General features: G+C 69.0%; 18 protein-coding genes. 15 read left to right on the plus strand and 3 right to left on the minus strand.

Annotated features, from left to right (window positions below):
- The coding region (locus Cch01nite_RS20245; RefSeq protein ID WP_203758317.1) for a class II aldolase/adducin family protein at positions 1-450 on the minus strand (450 nt) is incomplete at its 3' end.
- Positions 451-740: 290 nt separating this feature from the next.
- Between Cch01nite_RS20245 and Cch01nite_RS20250 the strand changes: the two genes are divergently transcribed.
- Both Cch01nite_RS20250 and Cch01nite_RS20255 read left to right on the plus strand, forming a co-directional pair.
- Positions 741-1,871: an MFS transporter gene (locus tag Cch01nite_RS20250; protein WP_239071144.1), complete on the plus strand. Its 1,131-nt coding sequence runs from the start codon at positions 741-743 to the stop codon at positions 1,869-1,871.
- A 148-nt stretch (positions 1,872-2,019) separates the two neighbouring features.
- Complete coding sequence (locus Cch01nite_RS20255; RefSeq protein ID WP_239071146.1) at positions 2,020-3,930, plus strand: pectate lyase-like domain-containing protein; 1,911 nt, start codon at positions 2,020-2,022, stop codon at positions 3,928-3,930.
- A gap of 319 nt (positions 3,931-4,249) precedes the next feature.
- Here Cch01nite_RS20255 and Cch01nite_RS20260 read toward each other — a convergent pair whose 3' ends face one another.
- Positions 4,250-4,762, minus strand: a complete 513-nt coding sequence (locus tag Cch01nite_RS20260) for a hypothetical protein (RefSeq protein WP_203758319.1) — start codon at positions 4,760-4,762, stop codon at positions 4,250-4,252.
- A gap of 95 nt (positions 4,763-4,857) precedes the next feature.
- Positions 4,858-6,873 carry a S16 family serine protease gene (locus Cch01nite_RS20265; protein WP_203758320.1) on the minus strand — a complete coding sequence of 672 codons (2,016 nt, stop codon included), beginning with the start codon at positions 6,871-6,873 and terminating at the stop codon, positions 4,858-4,860.
- A 431-nt stretch (positions 6,874-7,304) separates the two neighbouring features.
- Here Cch01nite_RS20265 and Cch01nite_RS20270 point away from each other — a divergent pair, with 431 nt between their 5' ends.
- The 13 genes from Cch01nite_RS20270 to Cch01nite_RS20330 all read left to right on the plus strand — a co-directional run bounded on the left by Cch01nite_RS20270 (position 7,305) and on the right by Cch01nite_RS20330 (position 19,116).
- Complete coding sequence (locus Cch01nite_RS20270) at positions 7,305-8,093, plus strand: hypothetical protein (RefSeq protein WP_203758321.1); 789 nt, start codon at positions 7,305-7,307, stop codon at positions 8,091-8,093.
- Entirely contained in the window at positions 8,090-8,335 is a 246-nt protein-coding gene (locus tag Cch01nite_RS20275; protein WP_203758322.1) for a hypothetical protein, read from the plus strand. Before Cch01nite_RS20270 ends, Cch01nite_RS20275 begins: the two co-directional genes overlap by 4 nt.
- Before the next feature lie 29 nt (positions 8,336-8,364).
- Positions 8,365-9,171 carry a hypothetical protein gene (locus Cch01nite_RS20280; RefSeq protein WP_203758323.1) on the plus strand — a complete coding sequence of 269 codons (807 nt, stop codon included), beginning with the start codon at positions 8,365-8,367 and terminating at the stop codon, positions 9,169-9,171.
- A 1-nt stretch (position 9,172) separates the two neighbouring features.
- The gene (locus Cch01nite_RS20285) at positions 9,173-9,457 is read left to right on the plus strand and encodes a hypothetical protein (protein ID WP_203758324.1); all 285 of its coding nucleotides are present in this window, start codon (positions 9,173-9,175) and stop codon (positions 9,455-9,457) included.
- Positions 9,454-10,269 (plus strand): hypothetical protein, encoded by an 816-nt coding sequence (locus Cch01nite_RS20290; RefSeq protein WP_203758325.1) that lies wholly within the window; start codon positions 9,454-9,456, stop codon positions 10,267-10,269. The genes Cch01nite_RS20285 and Cch01nite_RS20290 overlap by 4 nt, the downstream gene beginning before the upstream one ends.
- A gap of 6 nt (positions 10,270-10,275) precedes the next feature.
- Complete coding sequence (locus tag Cch01nite_RS20295; RefSeq protein WP_203758326.1) at positions 10,276-11,670, plus strand: hypothetical protein; 1,395 nt, start codon at positions 10,276-10,278, stop codon at positions 11,668-11,670.
- A gap of 17 nt (positions 11,671-11,687) precedes the next feature.
- On the plus strand, positions 11,688-13,199 hold the full coding sequence (locus Cch01nite_RS20300) for an SCO6880 family protein (RefSeq protein ID WP_203758327.1): 1,512 nt from the start codon (positions 11,688-11,690) through the stop codon (positions 13,197-13,199).
- 65 nt (positions 13,200-13,264) lie between these two features.
- Positions 13,265-14,716 (plus strand): putative type IV secretion/conjugal transfer ATPase, encoded by a 1,452-nt coding sequence (locus Cch01nite_RS20305; protein WP_239071152.1) that lies wholly within the window; start codon positions 13,265-13,267, stop codon positions 14,714-14,716.
- Between the two features lie 13 nt (positions 14,717-14,729).
- On the plus strand, positions 14,730-15,815 hold the full coding sequence (locus Cch01nite_RS20310) for a C40 family peptidase (RefSeq protein WP_203758329.1): 1,086 nt from the start codon (positions 14,730-14,732) through the stop codon (positions 15,813-15,815).
- Between the two features lie 68 nt (positions 15,816-15,883).
- Positions 15,884-16,372 (plus strand): hypothetical protein, encoded by a 489-nt coding sequence (locus Cch01nite_RS20315; protein WP_203758330.1) that lies wholly within the window; start codon positions 15,884-15,886, stop codon positions 16,370-16,372.
- Between the two features lie 37 nt (positions 16,373-16,409).
- Entirely contained in the window at positions 16,410-17,918 is a 1,509-nt protein-coding gene (locus Cch01nite_RS20320) for a type IV secretory system conjugative DNA transfer family protein (RefSeq protein WP_203758401.1), read from the plus strand.
- Entirely contained in the window at positions 17,915-18,616 is a 702-nt protein-coding gene (locus Cch01nite_RS20325) for a hypothetical protein (protein ID WP_203758331.1), read from the plus strand. The genes Cch01nite_RS20320 and Cch01nite_RS20325 overlap by 4 nt, the downstream gene beginning before the upstream one ends.
- Before the next feature lie 194 nt (positions 18,617-18,810).
- Positions 18,811-19,116: a hypothetical protein gene (locus Cch01nite_RS20330; RefSeq protein ID WP_203758332.1), complete on the plus strand. Its 306-nt coding sequence runs from the start codon at positions 18,811-18,813 to the stop codon at positions 19,114-19,116.
- Positions 19,117-20,162: the final 1,046 nt, after the last annotated feature.

Raw genomic sequence — 20,162 nt, forward strand, 5'->3', positions numbered from 1 at the left:
GATCTCGTGCGTGAGCTTCTCGCCGTCGGCGGCGGTCGCGAGCGCGATCCCGGAGTCGGGGTGCAGGTGGTCGACGTGCGCGGCGTCGACGAGCCCGTGCATCGCGGTGTCGATCGACGGCGCGGCGCCGCCCTTGCCGTGCAGGCAGTAGTCGAACGCGGCGACCATCTCGTCCTCACGGTCGACGCCCGGGTAGACGTCCACGAGCGCGCGCAGCCGGTCGAGCCGCAGCACGGCGAGGTTCTTCTCGGTGAGCGTGCCCAGGTCGCCGCCCGAGCCCTTGACCCACAGCAGCTCGACGTCCGTGCCCGTGACCGGGTCGGTCGCCGTGCCCTTCGCGGACGTGTTCCCGCCTGCGTAGTTCGTGTTCCGAGGGTCGGCACCGAGGCGGTTGGAACGGGTGATCAGAGACTGGGCGGCGGAGTCAGACGTCGTCGTCGTGTTCTGCATGAATCGATTCAACCACGCCTGTAGCCCATTTTTGCGCGGCTTGGCATCGAACTTCGTGATGTCCAGCATCAGCAGATGACCCGTTGCCACGGTTGCAACGCCGGCCGTCGAATGTTCCCCGCTGCCGCAACGACGCGGCCGGCACTGGGAGATGCCAGGACGTCGACGCAGACGCCGGGCCTCCGCATCCCCTTGGAGGTTCAATGACGAACAGCTCCATCGCCACCAGGCCTACCGCACTCCGTCAGGCCGGCGTATGGCAGGCGGTTCTGCTTCTCGCTGGAAGCTGCATGCCGGTCCTCGGATCGGTCCTGATCACGCCGATCCTTCCTCAGCTGTCCGAGGCGTTCGCGGCGGTTCCGGCCGCAGACGTCCTCGTCCCGATGATCGTGGCCGTACCCGCCCTGATCATCGCGCTGTTCGCACCGTTCGCCGGGCAGATCGTCGACCGTCTCGGGCGGAAGTCGCTGCTCATCGCGGCGATGTTCCTCTACGCCGGCGCTGGAACCGCTCCAGTGTGGCTCGACGACCTGCACGCGATCCTTGCGAGCCGAGTCCTGGTCGGGCTGTGCGAAGCGGCCATCATGACCGTCTGCACGACGCTGATCATCGACTACTTCCACGAGCCCCGCCGTCGCAACCGATACCTCGGCCTGCAGACCGTCGTGACCACGCTCGCCGCCACGGTGTTCATCGCGCTCGGCGGTGCGCTCGGGGTCAGTGGCTGGCACACCCCGTTCTGGGTCTACGTGGTCAGCATCGTCATCGCGGTGCCGATGATCTTCTCGCTGTGGGAGCCGACTGGAGAAGGTGAGCTCGAGGCCGCAGCGAGCGGCGCGGTCAAGGTCCGCACGCCATGGCGGCAGCTTGGCCTGCCGCTCGTCGTGACCCTCTTCGGTGGGTTCACCTTCTACGTGCTCATCATCGAGGTCAGCTACCTCGTCGTCGGCACGGGTGTCGCCGATGACGACACCAAGACGATCGGCGCCGTCGCCGCTGTCGCGTCCCTGGCCACCGCCGGGGGAGCGCTGGCGTTCGCGCGGGTCTCGAACCGCCCGAAGCCCGCGCTCCTGGCGGTCGGGTTTGGGCTGCAGGCGCTCGGCATGGGCGCGATCTTCCTCGTCCCGGGTCTTCCCGGGGTCATCATCGGAGCGATCGTCGCGTCGGCCGGATCCGGCCTCCTGCTCCCGTCGCTCGTGACCTGGGCTCTCTCGACGGTCCGGTTCGAGGAGCGTGGCCGGTCGACCGGCCTGTGGCAGTCAGCGTTCTTCGGTGGCCAGTTCCTCACGCCGCTGATCATGGGCGCCCTCACCGCGGCCGTCGGAGGGCTGGAACCAGCCGTCGGCCTCGTCGGTGGACTTGCAGCGGTGATCGCGGTGCTGTTCGGCCGCCGCATGACGCGCACGCAGGTCGCCGAGTGATGCGCCGCGGCCGTCCGGGGCGGCTCCGGACGGCCGCGGCCGCGCAGGTCGACTGCACCCCACTCATCCGACGCCGACTCGAGGCATCGGCGTCGGCACCTCACATCCCCCGAGCCTCGGCAACCAACGAGCTCCGAAAGGACGCATCGTGCAGATCAGGAGAACCAGCACCCGATCGCGTACAGCAACCCTCACCCTTGTCGGGTTCGCCGCAGCTTCGGCGTTCGGCGGCATGATGGCGCCCCCTGCGCTGGCCTCCGGCACCACGCCAGACTTCGGCCCCAACGTCAAGATCTTCGACCCGAGCACGCCGGTCGACCAGATCAACTCGCACCTCGCGAGCATTGCGAACGAGCCGGAGTTCAGCAGTAACCGTCACGCGGTCTACTTCAAGCCTGGCACCTACGGCAGTTCCGCCGGTCAGGACGACCCAGCGACCGCCACCGGCATCGTGAACACCCAGGTCGGCTACTACACGTCGATCGCCGGACTCGGCTCCTCGCCGGACGACGTGAAGATCAACGGCGCTCTTCACGCGGAACCGAACCAGGCCGCCGACGGCACGTCGGACTCGCTGACGGTGTTCTACCGGTCTCTCGCGAACCTGGCCGTCAACCCCATCCAGAGGCCAGTCGGTGCCGACGCGCAGCGCGCCAGGCCCGAGGGGATCGAAGCGCCGCACACGATGCGTTGGGCGACCTCTCAGGCGTCTCCGCTGCGTCGCGTTCACATCCTCGGCAACCTCGACCTCACCGGCCAGTACGGCGCGAACGCGTTCGGCACGGAGCTCGCAGACAGCAAGGTCGACCGGACGGTCATCAGCGATGATGGCACCACCGGACCGGCCCAGGCGCAGTACTACACGCGTGACAGCCAGATCGGGAGCTGGAGCGGTGACGGGGTCAATCTCGTGTTCTCCGGCGTCACCGGCGCACCGCGCACCAACTTCGGCGCGGGCGGCACCACGACGCTCGCGACCACGCCGACATCCCGACCCGCACCGTTCCTGACGATCAACAGTGGCGTCTACGAAGTCTTCGTTCCTTCGGCGCGGACCACCACGTCGGGTGCGAACTGGTCGACGGCCAGCAACGCCGGCGTCCGCATCCCGGTGAGCAAGTTCTACATCGCGAAGCCGACGACCGACACGGCGGCGACCATCAACGCGGCCCTCGCCTCGGGCAAGCATCTGCTGCTCACCCCCGGTGTGTACCGACTGAACGGGCCGATCAAGGTGACCCGCGCCAACACTGTCGTTCTGGGCATGGGGTACGCAACGCTCGCCCCCTCCGGCGGCGCTGCGGCGATCACGATCGGCGATGTCCCCGGCGTCGTCGTCTCGAGCATCATGATCGACGCCAGTTCTGGCACCGACGTCCTCGTCCAGGTCGGGACGAGAGGTGCGACCCACGTCGGAGACGCCGTGAACCCCACTGCGCTCAGCGACGTCTTCGTTCGAGTCGGCGGGGCCCAGGAGGGCTCTGCGAGGACCATGCTCGAGGTCAACAGTGACCGCGTGATCCTCGACGGCTGCTGGCTGTGGCGAGCCGATCATGGTGCCGGCGTCGGCTGGACATCGAACACCGTCGACACCGGACTCCTGGTGAACGGTGCCGACGTCACCGCGCTCGGACTGTTCGTCGAGCACACCCAGAAGAACCAGGTCGTCTGGAACGGCGAACGCGGGACCACCGTCTTCTATCAGAGCGAGATGCCTTACGACCCGCCCAATCAGGAGTCCTGGTCGGACGGCACATCGGAGGGGTACGCCTCCTACAAGGTCGCCAGCGGGGTCAAGGTCCACGACGCCAAGGGCCTGGCGATCTACACGCTGTTCATGCCGTCGACCTTCGCCGGTCAGCCGGTGCACGCGGCGAGCGCCATCCAGGCGCCGACTTCCGACGCCGTCCACTTCCAGTCGATGACAACGGCAGTCATCTACTTCGGAGGTGGGATCCGCCACGTCATCAACGCGAACGGTGGAGCCGTGGACGCGAGCCAACCCAACTCGGTCGTCTACGGCATGACGGCGGCAGCCCGCTTGGTCGCCGGACCATGACGGTCGGTGTGGGAGCGACCGCCGGGCCTTCAGAGATTCAGCCCGTGCACGTCCGCTCGATCGACACGCGCCTTCCGACGCGGTGTGCACCGTGCTTCGTCAGTTCGTGGAGCCCGGGCACACGGCTCGCTGTCGGCGGGTGGCGGGTTTCCTGACCCCGGTCGTCCACCCGTCCGCCCACTGAGTGACAGCTTGGCGGCCCTCTTCGGCTTGCGCGACGCCCAGCCGAAGAGGGCCGCTTCATCCCGTACCTGAGGGAGGCGCAGCGGGCGGGGGAGTCGCTGCCCGCTGCGCACGGCGGACCGACGCCGCAGCTCGTTCATCTCTCGACGCCGGGCTGTGCTGCCTCCACAGGGTGCGCGAGGCGGCCACGCCGAGCAGCGCCCGTCCACCAGCGACCACCCCCGGCGCCGACAGCACCAACGGCAACCCCGCCGGCGGCGATCAACACCGGGTCCGGCCCGTCAACGGTCAACATGAAGAGCCAGAACAACGGCGGGCAGATCACGCCACCCACCACGGCGAAGACCGTCACGTGCACCCACTCGCGCGCCTGACGGCGAAGCAGGTGAGAGGTCAGCAACCCCGCCGGCCACCCGACGAGCATGACCAGGACGCTCGCGACGAGCCAGCTCCACCAGGCGAAGAAGACACCGGCCCCGGCCCCGGGCAGACCTTTGAGCGCGAGGCCGATGACCAACCCCAGGGCGAGGCTCACAACTGCGAGCACACCGATGCAGCGCATGCAGACCTCAAGGACCGCGCTCGGACCCCGCACCGCACCCGCATCGACCGGCTCCGGAGCGGGCACGATCCCAGCAGGGTTGCTCACTGGAGGTCCGCTGGCACCGGCACCTGCGCCCGAGGGCGGATCAGGTGATCTGCGGCCCGGACCGGGGGCAGCGGGATCGCGGCCTAAGCCGCCCGTCACGTGTCGTCCTCGGTGGTGTCGTCGGAGGGCTTCGTGGCCTTCTCCGACGGGACCGGGTCCTTCTTGGTCGAGGTGTCGTCGGCGTCGGGCGTCTCGAAGCCTCCGAGGTAGGACATGAGCCGGGTGAGGAGGAACCCGCTGTTGTAGTACCAGAGCGCGTCGAACCGCTCGGCGGGGGCGCCGTCGGCCCGGAACACCCCGCCGGCCTCGTACTGGCCGACCGAGATCACCGGCGGGCTCTCGTGGGTGCGCAGGTGGTCGATCTCGGCGGACAGCTGCGCGCGGCCCAGGTCGAGGGCGTTGTCGAGGGCGCCCTCGAACTGCAGGCCGACGACCTGGTACTGCTCGTCGACGATCGCGTTGTTGTAGTACTTCTCGACGAGGAGCTGGTTGCGGACGTAGTTGCTCAGGCCGTAGCCCATGATCGCGTACGACGCGTTCGGCTTCCCCTCGCCGATGTAGTCGGCGAAGGCCTCGGCGACGACGGACTGGTTGACCGAGAGCGCGATGTTCGCGTCGTACTGCGCGAGGTGGTTGATGACGAGGTCGGTGGAGACGCCGTTGCTCTCCGCGAGCTGCGCGACGACCCCGGACGTCGAGAATGCCGCGAAGTTCGCGTCCGCGCCGCGACGGAAGAAGTCGCCGACCTGACGCAGGTCGAGGTCCTCGCGGATGGCGGCGCCGCCGTTCTCGCGGCCCACCTCGTAGACGGCCTGGGTGTTGGTGAGCTCGGCCTTGGCGAGCTCCGCGTACAGCAGGGGCAGCGTGAGGTCGGTGAACAGCTGCTCGAGCGAGGTGTAGGCGCCCTGCTCGTACGTCGCCGTGATCTGCTGGAGCTCGGCGGTCGCGAACGACAGCATCGAGTACGCGTCGAACGCCCCGCCGTAGGCCGTCGTGACCGCCTCGACGTCGGACAGGGTCGCTGGCTCGTACGTCGAGAGCTGGTCGAGGAACGAGAAGAACCGGCGCTCCGCGGGGGAGATGTCGGTCATCGTCTGCAGCATCACGGGCAGCCCGTCGAGGCCCTGCGTGAAGAGCGGGTTCAACGCGGAGCCCACCGCGAGCAGCGTCTCCATGAGCGCCGCGGCCTCCTGGGCCTTGGTGAAGGCGCCGGCCACGAGCCCCTGTCGTTGCAGGTCGGTGGCCCGGTCGAAGGCCGCGGCCGCCTTGTCGGGCAGCAGGGTCGACGAGATGGCCGTCTGGACCTCCAGCGGGAGCCCGTTGAACGCGTTGTTCGCCGTCTGGTAGCGGGCGAGCGCGGCGTCGACCTGTGCGTCGGTCTTGTCGTACGACCGCGTGTCGAGCCGGGGCTCGCCGGCCTGGGCGGGCGCCGGAAGCTTCTCGCCGGTGAGCAGCGGGTACGCCTCGTAGATGTCACCGACCTCGACGACCTCGACGCCGAGCCGGTCCCCCTCGCGCACGAGATCGACCTGCTCGCCGGCCGCGTTGGTCGAGTTGCGCTGGCCGAGCGGCACCAGGACCTTCGTCAGGCCCTCCTCGGCGGCACCCTTCAGCTTCTCCGGGATCCCGCCGACAGGCCCGATCGTGCCGGTCGCGTTGATGGTGCCGGTCATCGTGACGGTCTTGTCGATCGTGTCGCCGTTCTGCAGCGCGACGAGCGCGACCGTCTTCAGCGCGCCTGCGCTCGGGCCGTCGATCCGGCCGCTGATCTCGAACCCGAAGCGGCCCGACAGGGGCTCGCCGGTGAGCAGCGTCGAGACGATCGCCGCGTTCCAGGACGCGGCCCTCGACGCCTCACCCATGCCGCCGACCTCGTCCTCGGAGAAGTCGATCCGGAAGGTCCCGTCGTCCGTGGGCTCGCGGGTGATCACCTCGGAGCCCACGCCGCCCGAGTCGCCCTGCACGAACAGTGGGTGGATCGCGATGCTCGTCGGGAGCTCGGCGGCCTTGTCGGCCTCCTTCTTCCCGTCCCGCTCGTCGGTGCAGCCGGCGAGGAGCAGGGCGCCGGCAGCGACCAACGCCACCCCTGCCTTCAGACGACGGCCGATCATGCGAGCTCCTCAGGGTCCGGAAACAGGTCCACGGTCGAGGCGGATGACATGCGTCTCCGCGCCTGCGTCGTGCAGGTGACCAGGCGCAATGAGAACACCCGATAACGATTGAAACGGTACAGACCGGCACGAACTGTGATGAACAGCACATGCAGAGCTGAGGGGTGCAGCCGACGGTCGATCACTTCCAGCCCACCGACACGGGGGGTCCACCCGGATCGTCGTTCGGGCCCAGCGCGCACCCATCCTCGAATGGGGGACAAAGGGGGACGCTTCGCGTCCCTCCCCGTTTCTCCAGGTCACAAGCGTGCTGGGGAACGATAGAGAACCCGCGAGGCCGCTAGCTCGAGCCGACCTTCGCCATGCAAAGGCCGATCAGGGGACGCACTGACGGGAATTTCGCCGTGTCCGAACGGCGAGAGGAACTCACGATGAGCGTCGCAGACCAACTGGGGCTGACGGATCCCGACCACGGTGCGATGGCCGAAGCGCGGCAGTCCTGGCCGTGCTGGGTGGCGGCGTCTCCACGATTGGGGGTCGTCGGCGACCTGCTCGAGCTGCCGGACTGGATCGCCGCCGCGGACCCAGCTGATGCCGACCTGATCCTGCACGAGCTCGCACGCCGAGCCAGCTGTGCGGGCGAGGACGACAGGATCGCGGCGGCGACGCTCGCGTGGTTGCTGAAGCCGGGAGCGCGCCTCCTTGCTCGTCGGCTGGCGGGGCTCGCCGGAAACATCGACCACGTCGTGGCGGCGCAGCTGTGGATCGAGATCCGCACATTCCCCTGTGACCGACTGCGGAAGGTCGCGGCGAACGTGCTCTGGAACACGCGTCGCGGTGTTCTCCAGGAGCTCGGCGTGTCGAAGCGGCGCACGAAGAACGAAGAGATGTGGGCGAGGGCGCTGCGGTGGGACCCGCTGACCATGGGCGATCTCCCAGAGTCGGGGTCTGACGAAGACGGCGCTGACGACGTGATGGCGCTCCTCGACTGCGCGGTCGCCGAACGGGTCATCGACCGGAGCGATCGCGACTTGCTCGTGTCCGTCGCCGTCGCCGTGGATGGCGCGTCCGGGATTGCCGGAGCTCGAGGCGGGCTGTGCTCGACGCGGACGACGGATGCCATCGGGGCAGCGTGTGGCATTTCCGGGCAGACGGTTCGCCGTCGGGTACGGCGGAGCGTGCACGCGCTCTCGGTCGCCTACGCGAACGCGGTGGCATGAGCGCGCGTGCCGAGGCGGCGGCATTCGGTGACGAGGTGATGAACGTGAGCGACGAGCTCGAGATCAGGCAGCTGCTGCGCGATGCCCGCGACGAGGCCGCTGCCGTGGCCGGGATCGAGGACGGTGTTGCGCGGCTGCGACGGGCGCGCGACGCACAGAGCGCGCTCGCACAGCTGCCACCCGACCGTCTTCGCGCTGCCATCGAGCTGCGGCGGATCGAGCTCGACGGGGCCCCTCGATGAACGCGCCGGCGGCGACCAGCCGTCCCGTCATGGTCGACGAGCTGCAGCGAGCGTGGCGCGCCGTCCAGGATGGGCGGTTCCGCGGCCGGGGCGACGACTCCGAGCTGAAAGTCACGACAGAGGAGCACGAGCGCGCGACGCGTGCGTGGCAGCCCCACGAGCGCGTGCTGCCGGTCGTCGGCTGTGTCGGGCAAGCAGGCTCCACCACGCTTGCGCTGGCCCTTGCGACGCTGTCCGGTCAGGCGCGGGTGCTTGAGTGCGGACCGGCGGCACGCTCAGGTCTGGCCGACGCGGCCACCGCGGAGCTTGGGGCCTCCGCCGCCGGATGGGTCGTCGGCCGCCGCGAGGGCGTCCAGATCGCGCGCGCCGGCGGGGCGCGCTGGACACCGGAGTCGGTTCCCCCTCCCGACGACGCGAGCACTGAGTTGGCCCTGAGCGTGGTCGATGTCGGGTGGGACGTGGCTGACGTCCTCACCGCTGGCGGTTGGCTCGCCCGGCACCTCGCGGCCGCTGAGTGGATCGTCGCCGCCACCCGTGCCACGACGCCGGGATTGCGCCAGTTGGAGACAGTGCTCGCGCAGGTTGGCTCTGGACGCGTCGTCGCTGCAGTCATCGGGCCACCGCCTCGGCGATGGCCACGGTCACTCAACGCGGCGATCGGGCCCGCCATCAGGGCGCTCCTCGAAACCGGAGACGTAGTGGCGATTCCGCCACATCACGGGCTGGCGACGCGCGGACTCGACCCGACGCCGCTCCCGGCGTCCGTCCTGCGCGCCGCCGCGGAGATCGCCCGCCGGATATCTGTCTCGACCGACCACTCGACGAAGGGGTTCTGACATGAAGACCATCGGGGTGATCGCCGCCGCGTGCCCGGTCGCACCTCCTGGCGCGCAGCAGTACGCCGACCAGCTCACGGGATACGTCCTGTGGGGCGTCATCATCCTGTTCTTCGTCGGCGTCGCGGTCGGTATCGGCGCCATGGTCGCGGGGCGGGTCTTCTCCATGCCGCACGCCTCGAAGGCGGGCGTGGTCTCGATCGTGATGGTCTTCGTGTCGGCGGCCGCCTACATGGTCGTGCCGAGCATGCTGGCCGCGATGACCGGGTCGGGATGCGTCCAGTGAGCCCGCGCGGCCAGATCGAACCGTGGGGAAGGGCGCGGTTGATGCTGTCGGCCGCGGCGGTCCTGGCGGTCGGCTCGGTAGCGCTCACCGGTCTGGGGTTCGCCGTGTACCTGCTCGTCGCGAACGAGCCCACGTCGACGGAGGCCGCGGCGAACAGCCAGGCGGGGCTGGGCACGATGCCTTCGGGTCCACACCGCCGTGACTCGATCAGTGCGGAACCGATGCTTCAGGTCTCCGCGCAGGACGGTAGAGGGGGCGTGCCGTCCAGCACCCCCGCTCCGAGCCTGACTATTCCCGCTGCGACCGAGATTCGAGCCTCTGAGGTTCCGAGCGGGTTTCCACCCACCCCGCAGGGCGCCATCGGTCAGTTGGCGGCCATCGAGATCACCGTGCTGCAAGGCATGTCGATCCCGATCGCAAGAGACGTCTACGAGCACTGGAGCGAGCCGGGCCCCGCCGACGCCTCGGACTGGGAGTTGATGCGCAACGTGCAGGCGTTCCTGGGCAGCGCTGCCGGCACCGATGTCGAGGACCCCACGACGATGGTTGTCGCTGAACCGGTGGGCGCGCAGATCAAGGGCAGCGACGGGGCCGGGTGGGTCGTCGCGTGCGTCCTGCTCGATGTCCGCGCGATGGTCGCGACCGAAGCGCGCGTGGCTTACGGGCACTGCGCCCGGATGGTCTGGGAGGACAGTGAGCGCCGATGGGTGATCGGGGCCGGCGAGCCCCCCGCTCGCGCGCCGTCGACCTGGCCCGGAACCGACCTGGCGGCTCGGGCCGGTTGGCGCACGTGGATCTCCGAGCGGGGATGACGACGCATGGACTGGGGCGAGCTGCTCAACCCGTTCACCTACCTCGGCAACGCTGCCTCACACGCCATCGCGGACGGATGGACCGTCGCCATGGTCGGGCTGTGGAACGCGGGGCTGTGGGTCTTCCGGTTCCTCCTGACCATCGTCGACTGGCTCCTCATGCCCGACCTGCGCACCGCCGGACCCATCGGAGAGATCTACCACGTCGCGTTCTGGATCGCGGGGGCGCTCGTGGTGCTGCTCTTCATGGTGGGGCTCGGAAGTGCGATCGTCCGTCGCGACGGGCAGGCGCTCGGACGGACGCTGATCGGTGCGGCACAGTACGGCGCGGTGTGCGCGCTCTGGGGTGTCTACTCCGTCGGCGTTCTAGCTGCTGCAGGCGGGATCACCACGGCGCTGATGCGCTCGCTGCTTCACGTCGACGCGTTCGCCGCGTGGCAGCCGTGGGCGAACTTCTCTGTTGCCGACATCTCTGACGGCACGGTGGCGACGGTCCTGGGGCTCATGGGGCTCGTCCTGATGTTCGGCGCGATCGGGCACGGCCTCGTGATGCTGGCCCGCGCGGTGTCGCTCATCGTGCTGGCCGCGACTGCGCCGGTCGCTGCTGCCGGCCTCGTCTGGGACGGGGGCCGAGGGTGGTTCTGGAAGGCGTTTCGCTGGTTCCACGCAGCAGCATTCACGCCGGTACTGCTGGTCCTGGTGCTCGGCATCGCCGTGAAGCCAACCTCGAACGTCGCGATCGGTGGCAGCGACTCGTTGCAGTCGGCGCTTGGTACCGCGATCCCCGGCATCCTGCTGATCCTCGTCGGGGCGTTCCTGCCACTCGCCCTCTTCAAGCTTCTGGCGTTCGTCGATCCCGGGACGAGCTCCGGTGCGGCGATGCGCGCAGGGCTCTCCGCGCAGGGCGGCGTCGGAGGCTTGCTGGGCGGCCGCGGCGATAGCGGAACGTCGGACGCCGCATCGACCCCCGACGGGACAGGGCGGTCGTCTGGCGAGGCTTCCGGCGAGGCATCGACGAACGACCGGTTCAGTCAGGCGGCAGGCGGGTTCGGCGGCGCCCTGGGCGGCTACGGCCAAGCGGCGTTCGGCGCGTGGGGGATGGCACAGGGCGTCGCGGGCCGTGCTGCCGCGGTCGGCGCGGACCTGACCAACCAGATGGGGGTGGGCCACAACACCTACGTCCCGGACTTCTCCGGATCTCGCTCCGGACGCGGTCGCGCTCGCGGCGACGACGACGTCCCGGACGTCAACGGTGCAGGGCCGGGTGGCGAGCCCGAAGTTCCGATGCCGATGCCGGCGTCCCCGGCGTCGCTGGCCGCGAAGGCGACGCCGGCCTCGGCCGCAGGTGAGGCAGTCGGCGGCTCGAGCGCGGCCGAGACGGCGGCCGCCGCAGCGGTGTGAGAGGAAGGACACGCGACGTGAGCGAGATCTTCAACGAGTACTCGAAGGCTCGACGCGGATGGTTCCTGTTCGGGCTGACGGGGTGGCAAGCCGCCACGCTGGCCCTGTCGAGCCTGCCGGTCTTCTGGGCCGTGCACCAGCAGGCCTGGGCGTCCGCAGGGCTGTTCTTGTTTGTCAGTGCCACGGTCACGCTCGTCACCGTCGTTCCGGTGCGTGGTCGGTCCGCGGTCGGCTGGATCACCTCGACGGCCGCCTTCGCCCTCGGTGGGGCGACCGGCTGGACCAGCTACCGGTCGCGGGCGGCTGTGGGCCGTGCCGAGAACCTCGCCGAAGCGGATCTGCCTGGCTCGCTGTCCGGCGTCGAGATCCACGAGGGCCCACCGAGCGGGCTCGCGGGCGCCCGTGTGGCCATCGTCCAGAACCACCAACTGCGCACGTGGGCCGTGACGGCCACGCTCGTACATCCCGGGATCGGCATGCGCGACGCACAGGACCGCGCAGCGATGGCGAAGGGCCTCGCGGACTTGCTCGATCAGGCCAGCCGCACCGAGCTCATCGACGAGATCCTGTTCCTGGTGCGCACCGTTCCCGAGGACGGTGCCGAGCGCGACCAGTGGATCGCCCGGCACCGGAGGCCAGGTGGGCCGACGAATGTCCGGGAGATCAACGACGGCTTGCAGGCGGTCCTGGACCGGGCGTCGGTGCGCACCGAGGCGTTCGTGACGATCGTCGTGCCGGAGTCGCGGATCTCCCGAGCAGCCCGTGAGGCTGGTCGCGGGGTGGAGGGACGGGCGCAGATCCTGCATGCGCTGATGGCCGAGGTCGACGCGCAGATGCGTGGCGGGATGGGAGCTGCGGACGTGCGGTGGCTGACGAGCCCGGAGCTCGCCGTCGCCTGTCGGACTGGGTTCGCCCCGGCTGACCGTGCGGGCATCGTCGATGCGCTCGTGGCCCGCAGCGGACTCGGCGAGGTCAACGCGGACATACCGTGGGCGATGGCGGGGCCCTCGGGGGCGGACGTTGTCGCGCGGCACTACAGCCATGACGCATGGAACTCGATCAGTGCGACGATCAAGCTTCCCCCGAGAGGGGCCCTGCTCGGCGCTCTGGCTCCTGTCCTGACCCCATCGGCGCCTGGCGAGCGTCGCTCCGTCCTCGTGGCGTACCCGATCTCTAGCCAGTCGAAGGCCGCGCGTCGCTCGTCGTCGAGCGAGTGGGTCGCCGACCTGGGACAGGGCCTGCGGCAGCGGGCGCGGGTGCGTGAGTCCACGAAGGACCGGGATGCGGTCACTCAGGTCCGTGCGCGTGAGGCCAAGGTGTCGCGAGGAAGCGCCCTGATCCAGCCGTACGCGGTGTGCACCGTGACCGCGCCGAAGACGGCACGGATCTCCGAGTACGGGCGACAGCTCGACGCGGCGATCCGGCGCGCAGGGTTCGCACCACTGCGGCTCGACCTGAGCCAGGACGTCGCGTTCGCCGCCTCGGTGGTACCGCTGGGTGTGAGCCTGACCCGCCGTGGTGACGCATGACCGCGCGTGGGAGGGGCCGGGACGTCTCGCGGCTCCTGTCGGACTTCGGCCACCAGCTTCCGCGGGTGGCCACCGCCGTGGCGCCGGGCAAGGAGACCCGGTTGTTCCGGTACGTGCCCAAGCGCGGGAAGGCGCGAGCCGGGCGGGGGTGGGCACCCGCGAAGGCGCCCGTGGTCGCATACCAGATGACGTCCGACCAGGCGCCCGTGCTGTGGCCACTCATCGCCGGCCCAGGGCTGCCGCCGACCGGTGCACAGATGGGGGTAGACGTGCTCAGTGGGTCGGCGTTCTACGCCGACCCACTCGGGTGGGTGCTGCGAGACGACGTCCCCTGCACCAACCCGAACGTCTTCTCCATGGGAAAGCCCGGTGTCGGCAAGTCCGCGACCACCAAGGTGTTCTGCCTCCGGATGACCGACTTCGGGTACCGAACCCTGATCCTGGGCGACCCGAAGGACGAGTACGAGCGGCTGTGCCACTTCTTCGGCGTCGAGCCCTTCGCGCTGGGGCCAGGGATGCTTGCACGCATCAACCCGATCGCCTTCGGGCCACTGGCGCTGGGCTGGGAGCACCTGAGCGCGCAGGAGGCCAAGGCGCGAGCGGCGGTGGTGTTCGGGCGATGGCTCACCCTCGTGCGTGGCCTGGTCGGCAGCCAGCGCATCGGCGACATCAGGGTGCCGTTCGGTCCGTCCGAGGAGGCGATCGTCAAGGTCGCCCTGCGAGACCTGACCGGCTACAGCCAGGCGAACACGACGCTGACCGAGACGACGATCCCACATCTGTGGCAGGCACTGGACGAGCCCAGCGACAGCCTGATCGAGGAGCTGCGGTACGCCGACCGGCGGCACTTCTTCGACGAGACCCGGCTGCTCCGCGACGCGCTCGGGCAGCTCGTGTCAGGGACCCTCGCCGGGCTCTTCGACGCGCACACCAACATCGACATCGACTGGGAGGCTCCGATTCAGTCGCTGTCGTTGTCGCGGCTCGACCCGCTCGGCGACGAGGCCGTCGGCATCGCGCTGATGTGCCTGAACAGCTGGGGGCGAGGCATGCGGGAAGTCGCACCCGCCGGCGACCTCCGCATCGTGGTGCGGGACGAGGCGTGGAAGCAGATGAGGCTGGGCGTGGAAGCGGTCAAGTCGCTCGACGCCGATCTGCGGCTGTCGCGCGGTGGAGTCCGCAAGGGCGGCGACATCCAGTGGGTCAACGGGCACAAGCCTTCGGACATGCTCACCGTCGGCGATGACGGATCGCAGGCCGCCAACATCGCCCGGGACCTGATGCACCTGGCAGACATCAAGGTTCTGCACGGCCAGAAGGCGGCGGTCGCGCACGAGCTCGACACGATGCTCGGCCTGGGACAGCAGGCCACGGACGTCATGACAGGTTGGGCGATGCAGCGCAAGGGACGAGCGCTGTGGCTGGTCGGGGATCGCCCCTTCAAGGTCGAGACCTGGCTGACTCCTCCAGAGCACGGGCTGACGTGGACGAACGACGCGCTCGAGGGCGCCGCCTGACGCTGGGGGCCAGATGTTCAAGGCGTTCGGTGCCCTGGTCGCCGCGGTGGCCGTGCTGGCCGGCCTGGTCCTGATAGGTGCGGCGCTGATCGTGGCGATCGGGGCGCAGGCGGCCACTGAGTCAGCCTGCGACGTGACAGGCGTCGGTGCGATCACCGCCGTCACCGACGTGTCCGGACAGGGGGAGGGCGGGATCGGCTTCGAAGTGCCTGCGCCCGGCGTTGAGCGACTCGCCTCGCTCAAGAACCCACCCGTGCCAGTGCCTGAGCGGATCAAGGTCATGTACGTCGCTGGCGCGGATCGGTACCACCTGCCATGGGCCCTGCTGGCGGGGATCGGCATGGAGGAGACCGTCCACGGCCGTGCGCGCGCGGCGAGCTCGGCCGGAGCGCAGGGCCTCATGCAGTTCATGCCGGCGACCTGGGGTCGATATGGAGTGGATGGCTCCGGCGACGGCATCGCGGACATCCGCAACGACGCGGACTCGGTGATGAGTGCGGCGAACTATCTGACCGCGGCCGGGGTAGCGAGTGGGGGGCCTGACGGCGTACGGCGAGCGCTGTTCGCATACAACCACGCCCAGTGGTACGTGAACGACGTCCTGTTCTACGCCACCGCGTACGGCGGTGGGGTGATCGCCGGCGACCCTGACGCCTGCGGGGCCGGGGGAGAGGGCAACCCCGCGCTGCCGCCGATCAGCAACGACAAGGTCCGCCAGATGCTGACCTGGGCTCAGACGCACCTCGGTGAGCCGTATGTCTACGGGGCGGCCGGCCCGCAACAGTGGGACTGCTCTGGCTTCACCCGGGCGGCATTCGCTCAGATCGGCATCACCCTGCCGCGTACGGCATCGGCTCAGCACGATTGGGTCGCGCACGGCAACGGGTTCCGTGTGGTGCTCGGTCAAGAACGGCCAGGCGACCTCGTCTTCACCGACTCCTACCTCGGACCCAACCAGGTCGGCCACGTGATGATCGTCCTCGACCCGACGCGCAAGCTGACCGTCGAGGCGGGCGGCGACGAGGTCGGCAACTACTCCTACGCTGCGTGGGAGACGCATCACCTGTTCTCGATCTGGCGGGTCGGGGCGGCGGCGTGAACGTTGAGCGCGGCGCGGGCGCGTAGTGCTTTCGGTGGGCGAGCGCACGCACACCCCGGAGGGACCCCATGCAGCGCACTCGTCGAACCGACCCGTACCCCTATACCTGGGAGATCCCCGTCGGTGTGTTCGCCGGCGTCGCCAGCGTTCTGTTCTTCGGTCTGCTGGCCGGCCGGGCTATCGCGAACCTGTTCGCAGGCAACGGCTGGGTGTTCGTGGCCGATCGGGAGCACGTCTTCGCGGGCCTGGGTGGACTGCTGCATGGTCACTCGGCAGCGGGCCTCTCCGGCATCCAGCACCCCGCGACGCCGACGCTGCTCTGGATCTGCGGCGCAGTTGTGGAGCTCGCACTCATCGTCGGACTGGTCGTCGTCACCAAGCGAGCGTTGGCCCGCTGGGGGCCGAGCCGGGTGCAGGGAATGGCAACGACGACGGAGGCCGAGCGAGTGCTAGGTCGTACGCGGCTGCGCCGGGCGGCGCCCGTGGTGCGCCCGGATCTGTACGGCAAGCACGCGGGTGTCGAGTCCCTGCCGACAGCTGCGGGAACAGAAGCGTGACCACCCGGACGAGGCGCAACGGCTCCGGACCCGCGTGATGGGCAACGTGCGAACGAGCATTGCCGCCGGCGCGCGCCGGCAGTGGAAGCTCGCGCGGCTCGCCCCCGCACAGGTTGGCTGGCGGCTGGGCACCGCGAGCGAACCTCGCAGCCGCCGAGAGCTGTGGGTGCCCTGGGATCGGACCGCGGGAGTTATCGGCCCTCAGGGCTCGGGCAAGACCCTCGACCTGCTCGTGCCGGCGCTGCTTGGCGCACCCGGTGCCGCGATGACGACCCTGACCAAGGTCGACGACCTGCTGCTGTCGTTCTCTGCCCGCGCCGCAGACGGCCGGCCGTGTGTCGTGCTCGACCCCTTCGGTCTCGTTCCTGGCCTGCCGGAAGTCGTCTGGGATCCGATCCGAGGTTGCGTCGACCCGCTGCTCGCGGAGCGGCGTGCGAAGGCGTTCACCGCAGGCACGGTCAAGGGTGCCGTGGCGGGTGGCTACGGCGACGACGCAGCGCGGTTCTACGCGGCGGAGGCAGCAAAGGTGCTGCAGGGCTTCTTCCACGCCGCGGCACTGTCCGGCCGCTCGCTCGAGGACGTCCTGGCATGGGTGTCGCGCCCGCAGAGCGCCATGCTGCCGCTCGAGATATTGCGTACCCACCCGTCAGCCGCACCGTTCTGGGCGGGACTGCTTGACGCAGCGCTGCACGGCGACGACCGCACTGCCGGGAACACCGTGACGACCGTGCAGCAGGCGATGGCATTGTTCTTCCAGGCCGACATCCGGCGACGGTGTGTACCCGGTGCGGGTAGGCCGGCGACCGACGTCGCCGACGTGATCGCGCGCGGAGGCACTCTGTACCTGCTCGGTCGCGAGGATCCGTACGCCTCGGCATCTCCACTCATGACAGCCTTCGCCGAGCACGTGCTCGACACAGCGCTCGCGGATGCGAACACGAGTCCATGGGGTCGACTGTGTCCGCCGTTCGTCGCGATGCTCGACGAACTGCCATCGACGGCGCCGCTGCCGACCCTCCGCACTCGGATGGCCAACGAACGCGCCCTCGGGCTCAGCTTCATCTGGGCCGCGCAGACATGGCCGCAGCTCGCGTCCGTCTTCGGCGAGCAAGAGGCACGGACGGTCCTGGGACTGACGAACAACCTCGTCGTGTTCGGCGGATCCAAGGACGTCGCGTTCAACCGAGAAGTGTCGGACTTGCTCGGCGAAGTGCGGGTCACCCGCACCAGCTGGCAGAGCGGACGCATGGGCGGGCGCCAGATCAGCTCCGAGGACATCGCGATCATGACGCCGGCCGAGATCCGACAGTTGCGCGAGCGCCACGCACTCGTTCTCGCCGAGAACGGATCACCGATCATCGCGAAGCTCGACCGCTGCATCGACGGCCGGGACGGCGCCCGACTGCTCGCGGCCAAGGAAGCCGTGCGCGAGCGCATCACCGTCACCCGGGGGCGTCAGGTGGCGCCTCAGGCGCGGGCACTCGCCGCGCTTGCCGAGTCGCGGCAGCGCGGCCTCGCGAGCAATCACGAAGATCCAGCTTCGTGACCGAGCAGCGTGATGCGATTCTTGGGCCGAGGCCACAGGCCATGGCGCTGCCGTTCCCGCGCCCGGGCCGCCGAGTGCTCCACGCGTTCCACGAGCTCGACGTCGCCCTCACCGGCACCGCAGAGCAGCGCAGGGCGCTTGGGAATCCAGCTCTGCTCGCACGCCCGTGGGACCCTCCGACCTGCGTCGATCGGGACCTCCGCCGCGAACTGTGGCAGTGGCTCGACGAGGTGGTGAACTGGGTCAACACCGAGTACGTATGGGACGCGGGCGCGATGATCCCGGCGTGCTGGCCTCGGCATCCACACCTGGTTCACGAGCTTGCAGTGCTCGCCGATCTGCGTCGTCGTGCTGCGACCGCGCTGACGTCAGATTCGCTCGAAGAATGGCATCGGTATGCCCTTCCCGCCTTCCTCGACCGCATGGCTCAGCGGACAAAGACCTACTGCGCTGACAATCATGAGCCACGGCCCGTGCAAGGCAGGCTCGTTCGGAATGCTGAGGCGACGGGCAACCGGATGGCCAACTTTCGGTCCGACGTAGCGACTATCGCCGATCCCGCAGAGCCGCCCAAGAGTGTCCCGCAGCCGGGTGGCGCGCGGCGCTCAGGAACGGCCAGGACGTCGCTTCCGAGTCTGCATGTAGTCGAGAGCAGTCGGTTCGGCGCCGAGGCCGGCGAGGTTGTCGACGACGAGTAGCCCGCGTGGATCGAAGCCTTCGGCATGTTTGACCGACCCGAGACTATCCGCATCTAAGATCAGCGCCGCAAGGATGGCCGCGGCCGACCACTCACAACAGGCGCCGTCGAGCCCCGCAGCGTGCCGAAGCTGCACCCGGCCCAGGAGCTTGTTCGGCAGCGGCTGCCTGCTCGGGCCGGTGCACAATGAGCTCCATGGAGCTATCGCAGACTGATGAACAGCTGCTTGAGCAACTTAGGACGCGGCTGGAGATCGACCATCAGGTCCTCGTCACGCTCGATACATGGCAGGTGGACGAGGTGCCGCGGCTTCGCAAGCTCGGCCGGCAGGCGGCGCGTCAGCTCAGGCTGAAGGTCATAACCCATGCGTCCAACGTCGGCGACGGCCGGGTCAACGTCTGGATCGTGATCAACGAGCCCGACAGCGAGGATGCAGAGCGCCTACAGCAACGCGGCGAGGCACTGCTGGCCGAGTTGTGGAAGAAGCAAGGCCTCACGTAGCGGCTCCAATCATTCGTCGGTTACCGCGATCGACTGGTCCCGGGTCAGACGCGCGGCTCAGCCGCGGTTTCTCTGTACTGCATCTCAACAGCTGGCCCGGAGGTGCCTGGGCCCCACCAGCCGGGAGCCTTCCCAGTACCCTCTTTCCATGGCGCATGTTCGCGTAAAGACCGCACTGGTTCCAACGGTTCGCCTTGTGTGTGACCTGGGAACGATCTCCGTCGCTCGTCTTCAAGACGAATTGGAGGATCTTTCGGTCCTCCTCGACTTTGCCCACAATCTTGCACTAGGACTTGGTTTGCGCTACACCGAGTCCGGCCGGGTCGAGACGGACGCCGCTTGGTTCCTAGAAGAGTTCGGGCAAGCGCGAGGCTCGTTTAACCGGGGAAATCGTCGCGGCGACGGCCCATATTTTCCACGCCGTGGAGAACCCGTTCGCCACGGAACATGGCAAATGCTGGTTCAGCGGCAAGCGTCGAGATCTGGCGAAGTCAGCGGCACCCTTGCCGTAGTGCCGACCCCCGCGAGCACCCAGGTGACGTATCTGTCGTTCGCGAACCCTCTGGAGACCTGGGTCCAGCTCCTAGGAGGGACCGGCGTTCTTGGCGCTACGTTGCTCGTTGGGAAGTTCCTGCGGGACTTCGGGGCGGAGCGTCGCATCGGGAAAGCGCGCGCGCGAAGCTGAGGCACGGGCTTCAATCGTCGAATCTCAGGCCGAAGCGATCGTCGAGCTCAACCAGCACCTCAGGGCAGGACTGGTGGCCGAGCTCGGCGTCGACGGGCCTACGCGAACTCAAGTGAGCCAGGCTGTGGACGAGTTGTTGCCCCTCGGCTCACTGCAGGCCCTGCTGCGACTGTCGGATCGACTCCGACTCGTCGAGGATGGGACCGAGAGAATCCCGCCGGCACTTCCGGCGCCCGAGGGTCTGTCGCGCGACGAATGAGTCGGAGCAATCCCGATCGGTTGGTCCAGCGCGGGAGAATGCTGCTTGGTCGCAACGCCCACGTGACTACCTGATCTACCGACGATGTTCGCTCTGACGCGC

Source organism: Cellulomonas chitinilytica (assembly GCF_016862675.1).
Classification (GTDB): Bacteria; Actinomycetota; Actinomycetes; order Actinomycetales; family Cellulomonadaceae; genus Cellulomonas; species Cellulomonas chitinilytica.